We start from the raw sequence: 14398 nt of genomic DNA on the forward strand, positions 1-14398 counted from the left end.
TCGCGAGGGGTGGTACGGACCGCCGATGGTAGCCGTCACTCCGGGCGGCAGAGGACGGGATTCCGCAGTTCGGAACAGGGGCGGTGGCCGTGCGCCCTGACCACGTCCCGGCCGAGCTCGTTGGTCAGGTAGCGCAGGAAGCTCGCGGCGAGTGAGCCTGCCGGGGGTTCGCGGTACGTGTACGCGTACTCGGTCTCCCAGAAGGGGTACGCCCGGTGGTCGGCGCCCGCCAGCGTCGCCGCCTGGCCGCCGATCCGCACCGGCCGCACGTCGCGGCGGGCGGTCGCGGCGCCGGTCTCCGCGTAGCCGAGCGCCCCGGGGGTGCGGGCCACCATGTCCAGCACCTCCGGCGTGGAGCCGCGCGCGCAGCGCAGTACGCCGCGGGGGGCGCCCTCGGCGCGCTCGCGGCAGTCGTCGGACGTCTCGTCCGGCTCGCGCTTGCCGTCGAGCAGCTTGCGTTCAAAGGTCTTGCGGGTGCCGGAGTCGGAGTAGCGGCCGACGAGGCGGACGGGGCGGTCGGCGCCGCCGAGGTCCTGCCAGTTGTCGACCTCGCCCGCGTACAGCTTCCGGATGTCGTCGCGGCTGAGGTCCAAGACGCCGGCGTCCTTGCTGATGACGAGGGTGAAGAGGGAGAGGCCCACGGGACGGGGCAGGAGCTGCGGAAAGCCATTGCCCTTGGCGCCGTCGGTGAAGGCGAGCCGTTCGCCGGGTACGGCGCGGTCCTTCCGGCCCGCCTCGTCGAGGCCGCGGATGCCCTCGATGCTGCCGCGGGTGCTGATGTCGATGTCCGTGCCAGGGCAGGTGTCCGCGTACTCCTTCGCCGCCTCCTTCAGCACTGGCTCGAACGCGGTCGAGCCGCTGAGCGTCAGCTTGCCGCGGGCGCAGTCGAGCGGGGCGGCGGTGGTGTCTTCCTGGGTGAGGGAGAGGGCGAGCTGGCCGAGGATGACCATGACCAGGAAGCCGACGAGGGCCATCGCGGGGCCCGGGGTACCGACGTTGCTGCGGGTCGGCTGGATCCGGCCGTTGCCGACGCCGCCCTTGATGCCGCCGATCACGACCGGATCGGGATACGGGGTGCCCGCGGCGGGGCCGTCACCGGGGGCGCGGTCGAGGGCGGCGAGGACCTTGTAGTGGGCGCCGCGGTTCATCGGCACCTTGGGCAGTTCGATGATGCCGTCGTCGCGGCGCACGTTCAGTCCGCAGCCGGCGCCGGTCTCGGGGTCGTCCTCGAAGGCGGGCCGCAGGAAATCGTCGCTGAGCTCGGTCACCACCATCCCGGCGACCTTGCGCCCGGGGAAGCGCACCCGGATGCCGACCTTCTGGTCGTCGAGTACGGCGTAGTCGCTGGTGTCGATGTGGACGGCGCCGTTGTTCTCGATCCGGAGGAGGACGAAGGAGGGCTCGGCGAGCGGGGGCCGGCCGGGCTCCTGCAGCTGCTGCAGCGCGCCCGCGTGCTCGGAGTGAACCTCGTCGGTGGCGGTGGTGTCCATCTGAACGCGGTAGCCGAGCCGCTTGCGGCCGACGACGACGAACTCCCACAGGGCCGCGATGACGGGCACGACCACACCGACGATGGCGAGGATGATCTCCCAGGGTATGTTGCCCACGCTCCGCAACTTACGTACGGAAACGGCTACTTGAGCGGCTTGCCCGCAAGGCTTCGGCTGCTGTTCACCGGGTGTTGGCGGGCTTCGCCGCCGGGGCCGCGGGGCGGGTGCCGCCCTCGTCCAGGAAGGCGCGCAGCGGAAGCGTCGCCGCGCCCACCGCGTCGCCGTCGCGGCCGAGCTCGCCCAGCGTGACCGTGGTGCGGGCGGCCGGGTATTGCAGCGCGTACGTATGCACCGCCGCGCGGATCGCGGGCAGCAGGCGCGGGCCGAGGAGCAGGCCTGCCCAGCCGGAGAGGACGATGCGCTCCGGGCTGAAGAGATTGACCAGGTCGGCGATGGCCGCGCCCAGGTACTCCGCGGTCTCCGCCAGCACCGCGTCCGCGTGCGTGTCCTCGGACACCAGCAGCTCGGCGAAGGCCGCCTCCTCGTCCGTGCTGTCCGGGCGCCCGCCGGCCTCCCGCCAGCGCTCCAGCACCGCCTCGGCGCCGACGTACGCCTCCAGGCAGCCGTCCGCCCCGCACCGGCAGCGGCGGCCGTGCAGCCGCACGGTGGTGTGGCCCCACTCGGCGGCGCCCGGCTGCGGGGCGCCGTCGGCGATCACGCAGGCGCCGACGCCGACGCCGATGAGCGCGATGACGGCGTCGCGGGTGCCGCGGCCGGCGCCGAACCACATCTCGGCCTGGCCGAGGGTCCTGGCGCCGTTGGCGATGAACAGCGGTATGTGCGGCGGTAGTTGCGTCGCCCGGCGGAGCAGATTCTCCAGTGGTACGGCATCCCAGCCCACTGTCTGGCCGTGGACCAGGGCGCCTTTCTCGCCCGGCGCCACGATGCCCGGTACGCCGATGCCGATGCCGAGCAGGTCCGCCGCCGGCACCCCGGCGGCTTCTAGCACCGTGGCTATGCCGTCGGCCACGTGCCGTACCACCGCCTCGACCGCGTGGCCCTCGTCCAGCAGCTCCTGCGTCCAGGCGAGTTCGGTCAGGGCTACGTCGAAGAGCTCCACCCGCACCCGGGTCTCGCCCACGTCGACGCCGATCAGGTAGCCGCTGCGCGGCGCCACCCGCAGCAGCGTGCGGGGGCGGCCGCCGTCGGAGTCCACCGAGCCCGCCTCCTCCAGGAGGCCCTCGGAGAGCAGCTCCGCCGACACGTTGGACACCGACGCCGAGCTCAGGTCCGTCGCCGGGACCAACTCCTGGCGGCTCAGCGGTCCTTCGAAGTAGAGCTTGCGCAGCAGCGTGGCGCGGTTGTTGCGGCGCAGGTCGCGGACCGTGCGGCGGGTGCGAGGGGCCATGGGTGGCAACTTACGTCTTCATGAAGGTGTGTGAGAAGTCTTGACTCCCCCTTCTTTCACTACTTAACTCACGCCCTGAATTAAGCCCGGGACCGCGTTCACCGGTTGAAGGCACGAGCCTTGAGAAGGGGCACCCGACCATGCCGACCAAGCCGTACCAGCGCCGCCTCCGTATCCCCGCAGCCGCCGCCCTCGCCACGGCCCTCGCCGCCACCGCCGCGGGCTGCGGCGGGGGGACGTCCACCGACGACGAGGGCAGCAATGCCAAGCCCAAGGAGCTGACTTACTGGGCCAGCAACCAGGGGCCGAGCGTCGAGGCGGACAAGAAGATCCTCACGCCGGAGCTGAAGAAGTTCGAGCAGCAGACGGGGATCAAGGTCAAGCTGGAGGTGGTCCCCTGGGACAGCCTCCTCGACCGGATCCTCGCCGCCACCACGTCCGGGCAGGGGCCGGACGTGCTCAACATAGGCAATACCTGGTCGGCCTCGCTGCAGGCCACCGGGGCGCTGCTGCCGTGGGACGCCAAGACGCTCGACAAGATCGGCGGCAAGGACCGCTTCACGCCCTCCGCGCTCGCCGCGGCCGGTGCCGAGGGCAAGGACCCGGCGGCGGTGCCGATCTACTCGCTCGCGTACGGGCTCTACTACAACAAGCAGATGTTCAAGGACGCCGGGATCGCCAAACCCCCGGCGACCTGGGACGACCTCGTTTCCGTAGGGAAGAAGCTCACCAAGGGCGGCAAGTACGGGCTCGCGGTCGAGGGCGGCAATCCGGTGGAGAACTCGCACCACGCCTTCGTCTTCGGCAAGCAGCACGGCGCCGACTTCTTCGACTCGGCCGGCAAGCCGCAGTTCGACTCGCCTGGCGCGGTCAAGGCCGTGAAGCAGTACGTGGACTTCCTCGCCGGAGACAAGATCGCGGCGAAGGGCAACGCCGAGTACGCCCAGAACCAGTCGGTGAAGGACTTCGCGACGGGCAAGGCCGGCATGCTGCTCTGGCAGGCCGCGGGCAGCTCGCTGAAGTCGCATGGGATGAAGCCGGAGGAGTACGGCGTCGCCCCGATCCCGCTCCAGGCCGGCGCCACCTCGGGCCCGAAGGCCGTCAACTCCATGGTCGCCGGCATCAACATGGCCGTCTTCAAGAACAGCGACAACCGGGACGGCGCCCTGAAGTTCGTGAAGTTCATGACCTCCGACGCCGAGCAGAAGAAGCTCAACGGCACCTACGGCTCCATCCCGCCGGTCAAGGCCGCCCAGGACGACGCGACCTTCAACAACGCCGAGCAGAAGGTCCTCCGCGAGACCCTCGCCAAGACCTCCGCCCCGCTGCCGCAGGTCCCCGACGAGTCAAAGTTCGAAACCCTCATCGGCACCGCCATGAAGGAACTCTTCGCCGACGCCGCCGCCGGCACATCCATCACCGAAGCAGCGGTGAAGGAGCGCCTGACCAAGGCCCAGCAGCAGATGCAGAAGTGATGCGTCGATGACCACCACGACCTCCCCGCACCGCAGCACGCCCCCGGCCGGCGACCTCCCCACGGCCGGCCGGGGGCGGCCCGCCCGGCGGCGGGTCCTCGATCGCGTCAAGCGCGGCGGACTGCCGTATCTGCTTCTGCTTCCCGCGCTCCTGCTGGAGCTGCTGATCCACCTGATCCCGATGGCCGTCGGCGTGGTGATGGCCTTCAAGGAGCTCACCCAGAACTACATCCGCGACTGGGGCGCCGCCCCGTGGCGCGGCCTCGACAACTTCCGGGTCGCGGTCGACTTCGACGCTCCGGTCGGCGAGGCGCTGCTCCGGTCCTTCGGGGTCACCTGCGCCTTCACCGTGCTCGCGGTCGGCTTCTCGTGGCTGCTCGGGGTGACGGCCGCGATTCTGATGCAGGAGCAGTTCCGCGGGCGCGGCCTGCTGCGGGCGCTCTTTCTCACGCCGTACGCGCTGCCCGTGTACACCGCCGTGATCACCTGGTCGTTCATGCTGCAGCGCGACAATGGGCTGGTCAACCACGTGCTGCACGATCAGCTCGGCCTCACCGACCAGCCCACCTTCTGGCTGATCGGCGACAATTCCTTCGTCTCGCTGGTCGTCGTCGCCGTCTGGCGCACCTGGCCGTTCGCCTTCCTGGTGGTGATGGCGGCGCTGCAGAACATCCCGCGGGAGATCTACGAGGCGTCCGCCATCGACGGCGCCGGCATCTGGCAGCAGATCCGCCGCATCACGCTCCCGTCGCTGCGCGCGGTGAACCAGGTGCTGGTCCTCGTCCTCTTCCTGTGGACCTTCAACGACTTCAACGTCCCGTACATCCTCTTCGGCAAATCGGCCCCGGAGGCGGCGGACATCATCTCGATCCACATCTATCAATCGTCCTTCGTCACCTGGAACTTCGGCTCGGGGTCGGCCATGTCCGTACTCCTGCTGCTCTTCCTGCTGCTGGTGACCGCCGTCTATCTGCTGGTGACGAGCCGGGGGAGGAAGAGCGCTGATGTCTAGTACCCACAGGTTTCCGACCGCGCCGCCGGCCTCCTTCATCTGGACCCGGCGCGTCCTGCTCACCCTCCTGACGGTCTTCGCCGTCACGCCCGTGTACGTGATGCTGTCCAGCTCGCTCAAGCCGCTTGAGGACGTCACCGGCGCCTTCCGCTGGATCCCGAGCGGGCTGACCATCCAGCCGTACCTCGACATCTGGGAGACCGTCCCGCTCGCCCGCTACTTCATCAACTCCCTGATCGTGGCGGGCGCCGCGACCGGCTGCTCGGTCGTCATCGCCGTCTTCGCCGCGTACGCCGTCAGCCGCTATCGCTTCCGCGGCAAGCGGGCCTTCACGGTGACGGTGCTGTCCACGCAGATGTTCCCGGGGATTCTCTTCCTGCTGCCGCTGTTCCTGATCTTCGTCAACATCGGCAATACGACGGGGATCGCCCTCTACGGCTCCCGCGGCGGGCTCATCCTCACCTACATGACCTTCACCCTCCCCTTCTCCATCTGGATGCTGGTCGGCTATCTCGACTCCATCCCGCGGGACTTGGACGAGGCGGCGCAGGTCGACGGGTGCGGGGCGCTCGGCGCGCTCTTCCGCGTCGTGGTGCCGGCCGCGCTGCCCGGCATCGTGGCCGTGGCGATCTACTCCTTCATGACCGCCTGGGGCGAGGTGCTCTTCGCCTCCGTCATGACCAACGACGTCACCCGCACCCTCTCAGTCGGCCTCCAGGGCTACGCCAACCAGACCGAGGTCTACTGGAATCAGGTCATGGCCGCCTCCCTGGTGGTGAGCGTCCCGGTGGTGGCCGGCTTCCTGCTCCTGCAGCGCTATCTCGTCGCGGGCCTGACGGCCGGTGCGGTCAAGTGACCTTTTCCGAAGGGAATTACGTGCCCGACCCCAACCTCTCCGCGCTCCCGCACGACTTCGTGTGGGGCGCGGCCACCGCCGCCTACCAGATCGAGGGCGCCGTCGCCGAGGACGGCCGCTCCCCCTCCATCTGGGACACCTACTCCCACACCCCGGGCAAGGTCGCCGGCGGCGACACCGGCGACGTCGCCTGCGACCACTACCACCGCTGGCCCGAGGACATCGCGCTGCTGCGGGAGCTGGGCGTGGACGCGTACCGCTTCTCGATCGCCTGGCCGCGGGTGGTGCCGGGCGGGGACGGGGCGGTCAATGAAAAGGGCCTCGCCTTCTACGACCGGCTGACGGACGCGCTGCTGGAGGCGGGCATCACCCCGTATCCGACGCTCTACCACTGGGATCTGCCGCAGGTCCTCCAGGACCGCGGCGGCTGGCCGGAGCGGGAGACGGCCGAGCACTTCGCGGCGTACGCGGCGGTGGTCGCGGACCGGCTCGGCGACCGCATCACGCACTGGACGACGCTCAACGAGCCGCTCTGCTCGGCCTGGATCGGCCACCTCGACGGGGCGATGGCTCCGGGCCTGACCGACCTGAAGGCGGCGGTACGGGCCTCGTACCACCTCCACCTCGGCCACGGCCTCGCCGTGCAGGCGCTGCGCGCGGCGGTGCCGGGCGCGCGGATCGGCCTCGTCAACAACCTCACGCACTGCGAGCCCGCCTCCGGCTCGGACGCGGATGTGGCGGCGGCGTGGCGGTCCGACGGGCATACGAACCGGTGGTGGATGGATCCGATCCACGGCCGCGGCTATCCGGCGGACATGCGGGAGCTGTACGGGGTGGAGCTGCCGGAGCGGCCGGGAGACCTGGCGACGATCGCGGCGCCGCTGGATTGGCTCGGCCTGAACTACTACTTCCGCAATGTGGTCGCGGCCGATCCGTCGGGCCCGGTCCCGTACGCCCGGCAGATCGCGCTGCCGCCCGAGGCGCGGCGCACGGCGATGGGGTGGGAGGTGCACGCGGACGGGCTGCGGAAGACGCTGCGGCGGCTGACGAAGGACTACGGGCCGCGGCGCGTCTACGTAACGGAGAACGGGTCCGCCTACCCGGACACGGTGACGCCGGACGGCCGCGTCCACGACCCCGAGCGGGTCCGCTACCTGGACGAGCACCTGGCCGCCTGCGCGGCGGCGGTCGCCGAGGGCGTCCCGCTGGCGGGGTATTTCGCCTGGTCGCTGCTGGACAACTTCGAGTGGGCCTACGGCTACGACAAGCGCTTCGGCCTGGTCCACGTCGACTACGAGACGCAGCGGCGGACGGTGAAGGACAGCGGGCGGCGGTACGCGGAGCTGGTGCGGGCGTGTCGGACACCGATGAGTTTTCCAGCCGCGGGTTGTCTCCCTACTTAAGAGAGACATTCCAGCGCCTGAGGAGACAGCATCATGCCGAAGATCACTCCCTGTCTGTGGTTCGACGGTCAGGCCAAGGAGGCCGCCGAGTTCTACACGTCCGTCTTCCCGAACTCGAAGATCACCGAGGTCACGCACGCGAGCAAGTCGATCGCCACGGTCGGCGGCACCCCCGGCGAGGTCCTGACCGTCGTCTTCGAGCTCGACGGGCAGCAGTACATGGGTCTCAACGGCGGCCCGCAGTTCAAGTTCACCGAGGCGATCTCGCTGAGCATCGACGTCGGCGGCCAGGACGAGGTCGACGACATGACGGAGAAGCTCATCGCCGACGGCGGCGAGCAGGGCCCGTGCGGCTGGGTGAAGGACAAGTACGGCCTGTCCTGGCAGGTCGTCCCGCGCCGCATCATCGAGCTGACCACCGACCCCGACCCCGAGCGGGCCGACCGCGCCACCGCGGCCATGCTCAAGATGCACAAACTCGACATCCAGGCGGCGGAGGACGCCGCCGACGGCAAGGTGTGACGGCCCGCCCTCGGCAGCATGGCGCTGACCGGGTCCGTCGCCCTGCTGAAGAAGCAGGACGCGGCCGAGGCCGACAACTTCCGTAGCACCGTCCTCATCGCCGTCGAGGAGGCCGTCCGTACGAACAAGCGCGGGACCGGCCCGGTCGCGGCGGCGATGATCCGCAAGATCACCGAGGCGCTCGACGGCGCGTGATGGCGCGCACGACGTGACAGGGCCCGGAGCGGCAACCGCTCCGGGCCCTGTTCACGACGCGGCTGGCGCTACATGTTGATCATGTGGCCCGCGAGGCCGTGGATGGCCTCCTTGACCGCCTCGCCGAGCGTCGGGTGCGCGTGCACGTTCCGGCCGACCTCGTGGACCGTCAGGTCCCACTGCTGGGCCAGGGTCAGCTCCGGCAGCAGCTCCGTCACCTCGGGGCCGATCAGGTGCGCGCCGAGCAGCTCGCCGTACTTGGCGTCCGAGATCACCTTCACGAAGCCCACCGCGTCGCCGAGGCCGTGGGCCTTGCCGTTCGCGGAGAACGGGAACTTCATGACCTGGACGTCGAAGCCCTTCTCCTTCGCCTGCGCCTCGGTGTAGCCGAAGGAGGCGATCTGCGGCTGGCAGTAGGTGGCCCGCGGGATCATCGGGAAGTCCACCTCCATCGTCTCCGCGCCGCCGATCGTCTCGGCCGTGATGACCGCCATCGCCTCGGCGGCGTGCGCGAGCATCAGCTTGGCGGTGACGTCGCCGATGGCGTAGATGTGCGGGACGTTGGTACGGCCCCGGCCGTCGACGTCGATCGCGCCGCGGTCGGTGAGCTTCACGCCGGTGTTCTCCAGGCCGTAGCCCTCGACCCGCGGCTGGAAGCCGATGGCCTGCAGCACCTTGTCGGCCTCCAGGACCTGCTGGGCGCCGTCCTTGCCGGTGACGGTGACCTTGACCTTCGGGCCGGAGTCGTCGATCGCGTCCACCCTGGTCGACGTCATGACGTTCACGCCGAGCTTCTTGTAGTGCTTCAGCAGCTCCTTGGACACGTCCGCGTCCTCGGTCGGCACCATCCGGTCGAGGAACTCGACGATGGTCACGTCCACGCCGTAGTTCTTCAGCACGTACGCGAACTCGACGCCGATCGCGCCGGCCCCGGCGATGATGATCGAGCCGGGCAGGTCGGAGGAGAGGATCTGCTCCTCGTAGGTCACGACGCGCTCGGACAGCGCCGTGCCCGGCAGCAGCTTCGTCGTCGCACCCGCGGCGATGATCACGTTGTCGAAGGTGACCGTCTCGGTGCCGCCGGCGCTCAGCGCGACCTGCAGGGTGCGGTCGTCCTGGAAGGTGCCGCGGCCCTCGAATTCCTTGATCTTGTTCTTCTTGGTCAGGTAGTGGATGCCCGCGACCCGGCCGTCGGCGACCTTGCGGCTGCGCTCGAAGGCCTTGCCGTAGTCGAAGCTGACCTGGCCGTCGACCTGGATCCCGAAGGTCTTCTGCTCATCCCGGAAGATGTGCGCGAGCTCCGCATTGCGCAGCAGCGCCTTCGACGGGATGCACCCGACGTTCAGACACACCCCGCCCCAGTACTTCTCCTCCACAACCGCGGTCCTGAGGCCCAGTTGGGAGGCCCGTACGGCCGCGGTGTACCCGCCGGGTCCAGCGCCCAGCACAACAACGTCGAAGTGTTCGCTCATGCCACCAACGGTAATCACCTGGCGGCGGTAGTGCCGCCGCGGGCACCCTACGGGCCCTTCCGTGCCTGGTCAGAGCCGTGATCGTCCCCCTCACGGGCGTATGCCACGGCGTCCTCCGGACGCATCGTGAGGCCCTCCTCGTACGCCTCGTGGAAGGCCGTCTCGCCCGCCGCGGCGAGTGCCTGCTTCTCGCAGGCGGCGCGGGCCGCGATCAGCTCGGGCATGCCCATCTGGGGCACGCCGAGGGTGTGCCAGATGCGGTCGCCCGCGCCGAGCAGCCGGGCCGCGCGCCGACCGTCGCAGGCCGAGCCGGGGCGGGCGGCGGCCTGGGCGAGGACGTCGACGGTCATGGCGCTGCCGAGGCTGTCGTGCAGCCGCCACTTGCCGTCCAGGGCAGTACGGGCGTGGGCCGCCGCCGCGGCGGTGTCGCCGCGGCCGAGCTCGGCCAGCGCGATCATGTAGTCGGCCCAGGCCCGGCACCAGACCTCACCACGGGCAGCCGCCTCGTCGCGCAGCCGCCGCGACACCCGCACCGCCGCCTCGTACTCGCTCCGGTGCACGTGGACGAAGGCGCGCGCGGTCTGCACCAGGTACCAGCCCGCCGGATAGTCGCCGCCGTAGCGCAGCGCCGGGTCGGGGCCGGCTTCGAGGACGGCGCGGGCCGCCTCCTGGTCGCCGGTCAGGCTGTGGATGGCGCCGTCCAGGTGGGCGGCGGCGGCCTGGGCGCCGGGCGAGTCGTCGACGGCGGCCCGGAAGGCGGCGGCCAGCTGCGGGGCGGCCATCAGGTCGCCCTGGGCGATGGCGGCGAGGGCGCAGGCCCACAGGGCTTTGGCGCGTACGGGATCGGGCTCCGCACTCAGACCCGCGCTGAGCCCGGCGCCCGGCCCCGAGCTGATGGCCGTACGGCCGAGGGCCTCCCCCAGGTAGTGCCGCCCCTCGCGGGCGTGGCCGCAGGCGAACCAGTGGAACCACAGCGCCCCGGCGATCTGCAGCGCCGCCCTGGCGTCCGGGCCGTCGAGGCAGAAGTCGAGGGCGCCGCGGATATTCGCGCTCTCGATGACGACGAGCCGGTGCCAGTCGACCTGGCCAGGGCCCATCCACTCGACATCGGCCTGCTGGGCGAGGCGCAGGTAGTGGTCGCGGTGGCGGCGGCGTACGACATGCTCCTCGCCGAGCTCGCGCAGCCAGTACGCGCCGTACTCGCGGACCGTCTCCAGAATCCGGTAGCGGTCGCCGGGCTCCTCGCGGCGGATGACGGACTTGGCGGCGAGGGCGTCGAGGGTGGCAGGGACCCGTTCCGCGGCGATCGGGCCGCCCGCGCAGACCCGTACCGCCGCCCTGGTGTCGAAGCCGCCGGCGAAGACCGAGAGCCGCGCCCAGAGCAGCCGCTCGGCGGGGGTGCACAGCTCGTGGCTCCACCCGATGGCGGTACGCAGCGCCTGGTGCCGGGGGGCGTGGCCGCCGCGCCGGTCGTCCAGGGCGAGCGGCTCGAAGCGGGTGCCGAGGCGCTCGGCGAGCTCCCCCGCGGTCATGCCGCCGGTGCGCAGCCGGGCGGCGGCCAGCTCGATCGCGAGGGGGATGCCCTCCAGTCGGCGGACGATCTCCGCGACGGCGTGGCCGCGGGGCAGCGGGACGGCGGGTGCTTCGTCCTGGCCGTGCCGGGCCCGGGTGTGGAAGAGGTGCGCGGCCTCGCTCTCGGTGCCGTCGGCGGGCAGCGGGGCGACCTCGATGCGGCGCTCGGCGGGGATGCCGAGGGGCTGGCGGCTGGTGGCGAGCAGATGCAGCCCGGGCGCGGCCCGCAGCAGGTCCACGACCAGCTCGGCGCAGGCCGGGACGAGGTGCTCGCAGGAGTCGAGCACCAGCAGCAGCCGCTTGTCCCGCAGCGCCTCGGCGAGGACGTCGGCGGCGGGCCGTACGGAACGGTCGGCCACGCCGAGCACCCGCTCCAGCTCCACGGCGAGCAGGGCGGGGTCGCGCAGCGGCGACAGCTCGGCCAGCCAGACCCCGTCGGGGAAGGCGGCCGCCGCCGCGTTGGCGGCGCGCAGCGCCAGCCTGGTCTTGCCCACGCCACCGGCCCCGGCGAGCGTCACCATCCGCACCCGGGGCAACAGCGCGGCCAGATCGTCGACTTCATCGCGCCGCCCGATGAAACTGGACGTCTCGGCAGGCAGATTCCCCGCCCGCCAGATCCCGGTCCCCGTCACGGCCTCAGTCTGCACGCCCGTAGCCTCCGGCGACAGTTTTGCGCGGAACGGCTTGCACAACGGCGCATGACCGTGCACATGCGCCCTTCGTGGTTCCGCTCTAGCGTGAGCTCATGCGCAGCGCTGCCAGACTTGACCCGTGACCGCATCAGACGAGCCCGCCACGCCCCAGCCGCGCGATGACGGAGCCGGGGGCCCGGACAAGGGTGCCGCCGGCCCCGCCGCCGACGCGGACCGGATGCCGCGCTGGCTGCCGCGCGCGCTCGTCCTGGCCTTCGCGCTCTACGGCGCCTTCCTGCTCACGAACTGGGCCTTCCACCGCCTGCTCGGCCTGCTGCTCAACATCGTGGTGGCGTTCTTCATCGCCCTCGCCGTCGAGCCGGCCGTCGACCGTCTCGCGGCCCGCGGGATGCGCCGCGGGGCGGCGACCGGGCTGGTGTTCCTAGGCGTGTTCGTGGTCGTGGGCGGCTTCCTCGCGCTGTTGGGCTCGCTGATCGCGGACCAGGTCCGGATGATGGTGGAGAACTTCCCCGACTACATCGACCGCGTGGTCGTCTGGATCAACAACACCTTCGACGCCCACATCAACGCGGACGAGCTGCAGGACTCCTTCCTCAACTCCAAGTGGGTGCAGAACTACCTGGAGGACACCGCCGACAACGCCTGGGCGATCTCCACCACCGTCCTCGGCGGCCTCTTCCGCTTCCTGACGATCCTGCTCTTCTCCTTCTACTTCGCCGCCCAGGGCCCGCAGCTCCGCCGCACCATCTGCTCGCTGATGCCCCCGGCCCGGCAGGCCGCGGTGCTGCGCGCCTGGGAGATCGCGGTCGCCAAGACCGGCGGCTACATCTACTCCCGCGGCCTGATGGCGCTGATCTCCGGGGTGGCGCACTACATCCTGTTCCTCATCCTCGGCCTCCCGTACGCGCCCGCGCTGGCGGTGTGGGTGGGCGTGATCTCGCAGTTCATCCCGACGGTGGGCACCTACCTGGCGGGCGCGCTGCCGATGCTGCTGGCCTTCACGATCAGCCCGTGGACGGTGGTGTGGGTGCTCGTCTTCGTCGTGGTCTACCAGCAGTTCGAGAACTACCTGCTGCAGCCGAAGATCACCGCGAAGACGGTGGACATCCACCCCGCGGTCGCCTTCGGCTCGGTCATCGCGGGCGCGGCGCTGCTCGGCGCGATCGGCGCGCTGATCGCCATCCCGGCGACGGCGACGCTGCAGGCGTTCCTCGGCGCGTACATCACCCGCTACGAGGTGAGCCCCGAGGCGCACGCGCCGCGCCGGCGGATTCCGGGGCGCTCGATGGCGCGGCGGCTGCGGGACACCTGGCGGCGGGGCGGGGGCGAGTAACAGTCCCCGCCCTCCCGGGGGCCACGCCCCTTCCAGGCTATCGCCCGCCGCCCTCAGCCCTCGGAGTTATCCACAGCCCCCTCACCCCGACACCGCCCGCAGCGCCCCCGGCCGCCTTCCGGCCAGACCGTCCAACGCCGTCGCCGCGGCCGGGTCCGCCGGCAGCAAGGTGACGATCCGCTGGTCGTCATCCGCCGGCAGCTCCAGCGTCTCGAAGGCCAGCCGCAGCTCGCCCGCCTCCGGGTGTACGAACCGGGTGACCCCGCTCGCGTCCGGCAGCCCCGGCACCCGCTCCAGCCGCCCGGTGAACTCGGCCCCCGCGGTGACAGTCAGCTCGTCCGCGAGCCCCGCGCCGCCCGCGTCCCGCAGGTACGGGCCCTGCTTCAGCGCGGCGACCTGCTGGTCGGCGACCCGGTCCCAGTCCGGGTACGTATCACGGGCCCGGGGATCGGTGAAGACGTAGCGGGCGACGTTCGGCGGGTCGCCGTCGAGGAGGCCGGCCGGGGCGGCGAGCCGCTCGTAGCCGGTCGTCCACGCGAGGAGGTCGCCGAGGCCGTTGACCAGGACCGCGGGGGTGGGCTCCAGGCGGTCGAGGAGGGCCTGGACGGTGGGCCGTACCGTCATCGCGGGCGCCGCCGGCACGCCCCGGCAGGAGAAGCCGGGCTCGGAGGTCTTGGCGAGCCGGTGCAGGTGCACGCGCTGCGTGGTGGTGAGCCGCAGCGCATCCGCCAGCGCGCCCAGCACCGGTGCCGACGGGCGCCGGTCGCGGCCCTGCTCGAGGCGGGTCACGTACTCCACGCTCACCCCGGCGAGCGTCGCCAGCTCCGCGCGGCGCAGCCCCGGCGTGCGGCGGCGCGAGCCCGTCGGCAGGCCCGCCTCCGCGGGGGTGACGGCCTCGCGACGGACGCGGAGGAAGAGCCCGAGCTCGTTGTCGCTCATACCAACGAACGTAACAGCGGCCGCCCGCCCATAGCGTGGCCCTGTCCCTACCACCCTCCGCCCGGCCT

12 protein-coding genes are annotated in these 14398 nt (G+C 71.3%); 7 read left to right on the plus strand and 5 right to left on the minus strand.

Features of this window, described 5'->3' with window-relative positions:
- Positions 1–35: 35 nt before the first annotated feature.
- Both ACNNMR_RS21750 and ACNNMR_RS21755 read right to left on the minus strand, forming a co-directional pair.
- A complete protein-coding gene (locus tag ACNNMR_RS21750) occupies positions 36–1607 on the minus strand; it encodes a substrate-binding domain-containing protein (protein WP_419996330.1) in 1572 nt (523 codons plus the stop codon).
- A gap of 64 nt (positions 1608–1671) precedes the next feature.
- The gene (locus tag ACNNMR_RS21755; protein ID WP_419996331.1) at positions 1672–2898 is read right to left on the minus strand and encodes an ROK family protein; all 1227 of its coding nucleotides are present in this window, start codon (positions 2896–2898) and stop codon (positions 1672–1674) included.
- A 140-nt stretch (positions 2899–3038) separates the two neighbouring features.
- Between ACNNMR_RS21755 and ACNNMR_RS21760 the strand changes: the two genes are divergently transcribed.
- Genes ACNNMR_RS21760 through ACNNMR_RS21785 form a run of 6 tightly spaced genes read left to right on the plus strand, consistent with a single transcriptional unit; the run spans position 3039 to position 8361 of the window.
- A complete protein-coding gene (locus ACNNMR_RS21760; protein WP_419996332.1) occupies positions 3039–4373 on the plus strand; it encodes an ABC transporter substrate-binding protein in 1335 nt (444 codons plus the stop codon).
- A 7-nt stretch (positions 4374–4380) separates the two neighbouring features.
- Entirely contained in the window at positions 4381–5385 is a 1005-nt protein-coding gene (locus ACNNMR_RS21765) for a carbohydrate ABC transporter permease (protein WP_419996333.1), read from the plus strand.
- Complete coding sequence (locus tag ACNNMR_RS21770; protein ID WP_419996334.1) at positions 5378–6241, plus strand: carbohydrate ABC transporter permease; 864 nt, start codon at positions 5378–5380, stop codon at positions 6239–6241. The genes ACNNMR_RS21765 and ACNNMR_RS21770 overlap by 8 nt, the downstream gene beginning before the upstream one ends.
- Positions 6238–7644: a GH1 family beta-glucosidase gene (locus ACNNMR_RS21775; RefSeq protein WP_419996335.1), complete on the plus strand. Its 1407-nt coding sequence runs from the start codon at positions 6238–6240 to the stop codon at positions 7642–7644. Before ACNNMR_RS21770 ends, ACNNMR_RS21775 begins: the two co-directional genes overlap by 4 nt.
- A 33-nt stretch (positions 7645–7677) precedes the next feature.
- Entirely contained in the window at positions 7678–8166 is a 489-nt protein-coding gene (locus ACNNMR_RS21780) for a VOC family protein (protein ID WP_419996336.1), read from the plus strand.
- Positions 8167–8184: 18 nt separating this feature from the next.
- On the plus strand, positions 8185–8361 hold the full coding sequence (locus ACNNMR_RS21785; RefSeq protein WP_419996337.1) for a hypothetical protein: 177 nt from the start codon (positions 8185–8187) through the stop codon (positions 8359–8361).
- Positions 8362–8429: 68 nt separating this feature from the next.
- Here the strand turns inward: ACNNMR_RS21785 and lpdA are convergent, their stop codons facing one another.
- Together lpdA and ACNNMR_RS21795 are read right to left on the minus strand one after the other, a co-directional pair.
- Positions 8430–9833: a dihydrolipoyl dehydrogenase gene (lpdA, locus tag ACNNMR_RS21790; RefSeq protein ID WP_419996338.1), complete on the minus strand. Its 1404-nt coding sequence runs from the start codon at positions 9831–9833 to the stop codon at positions 8430–8432.
- 47 nt (positions 9834–9880) lie between these two features.
- On the minus strand, positions 9881–12037 hold the full coding sequence (locus tag ACNNMR_RS21795; protein WP_419996339.1) for an ATP-binding protein: 2157 nt from the start codon (positions 12035–12037) through the stop codon (positions 9881–9883).
- Positions 12038–12275: 238 nt separating this feature from the next.
- On the opposite strand from ACNNMR_RS21795, the gene ACNNMR_RS21800 reads away from it, so the two are divergent.
- Positions 12276–13391 carry an AI-2E family transporter gene (locus ACNNMR_RS21800; RefSeq protein WP_420000433.1) on the plus strand — a complete coding sequence of 372 codons (1116 nt, stop codon included), beginning with the start codon at positions 12276–12278 and terminating at the stop codon, positions 13389–13391.
- An 81-nt stretch (positions 13392–13472) separates the two neighbouring features.
- Here ACNNMR_RS21800 and ACNNMR_RS21805 read toward each other — a convergent pair whose 3' ends face one another.
- The gene (locus ACNNMR_RS21805; protein ID WP_419996340.1) at positions 13473–14330 is read right to left on the minus strand and encodes a helix-turn-helix domain-containing protein; all 858 of its coding nucleotides are present in this window, start codon (positions 14328–14330) and stop codon (positions 13473–13475) included.
- Positions 14331–14398: the final 68 nt, after the last annotated feature.

It is taken from the genome of Streptomyces boninensis, from assembly GCF_048572725.1.
Taxonomy (GTDB): Bacteria; Actinomycetota; Actinomycetes; order Streptomycetales; family Streptomycetaceae; genus Streptomyces; species Streptomyces boninensis.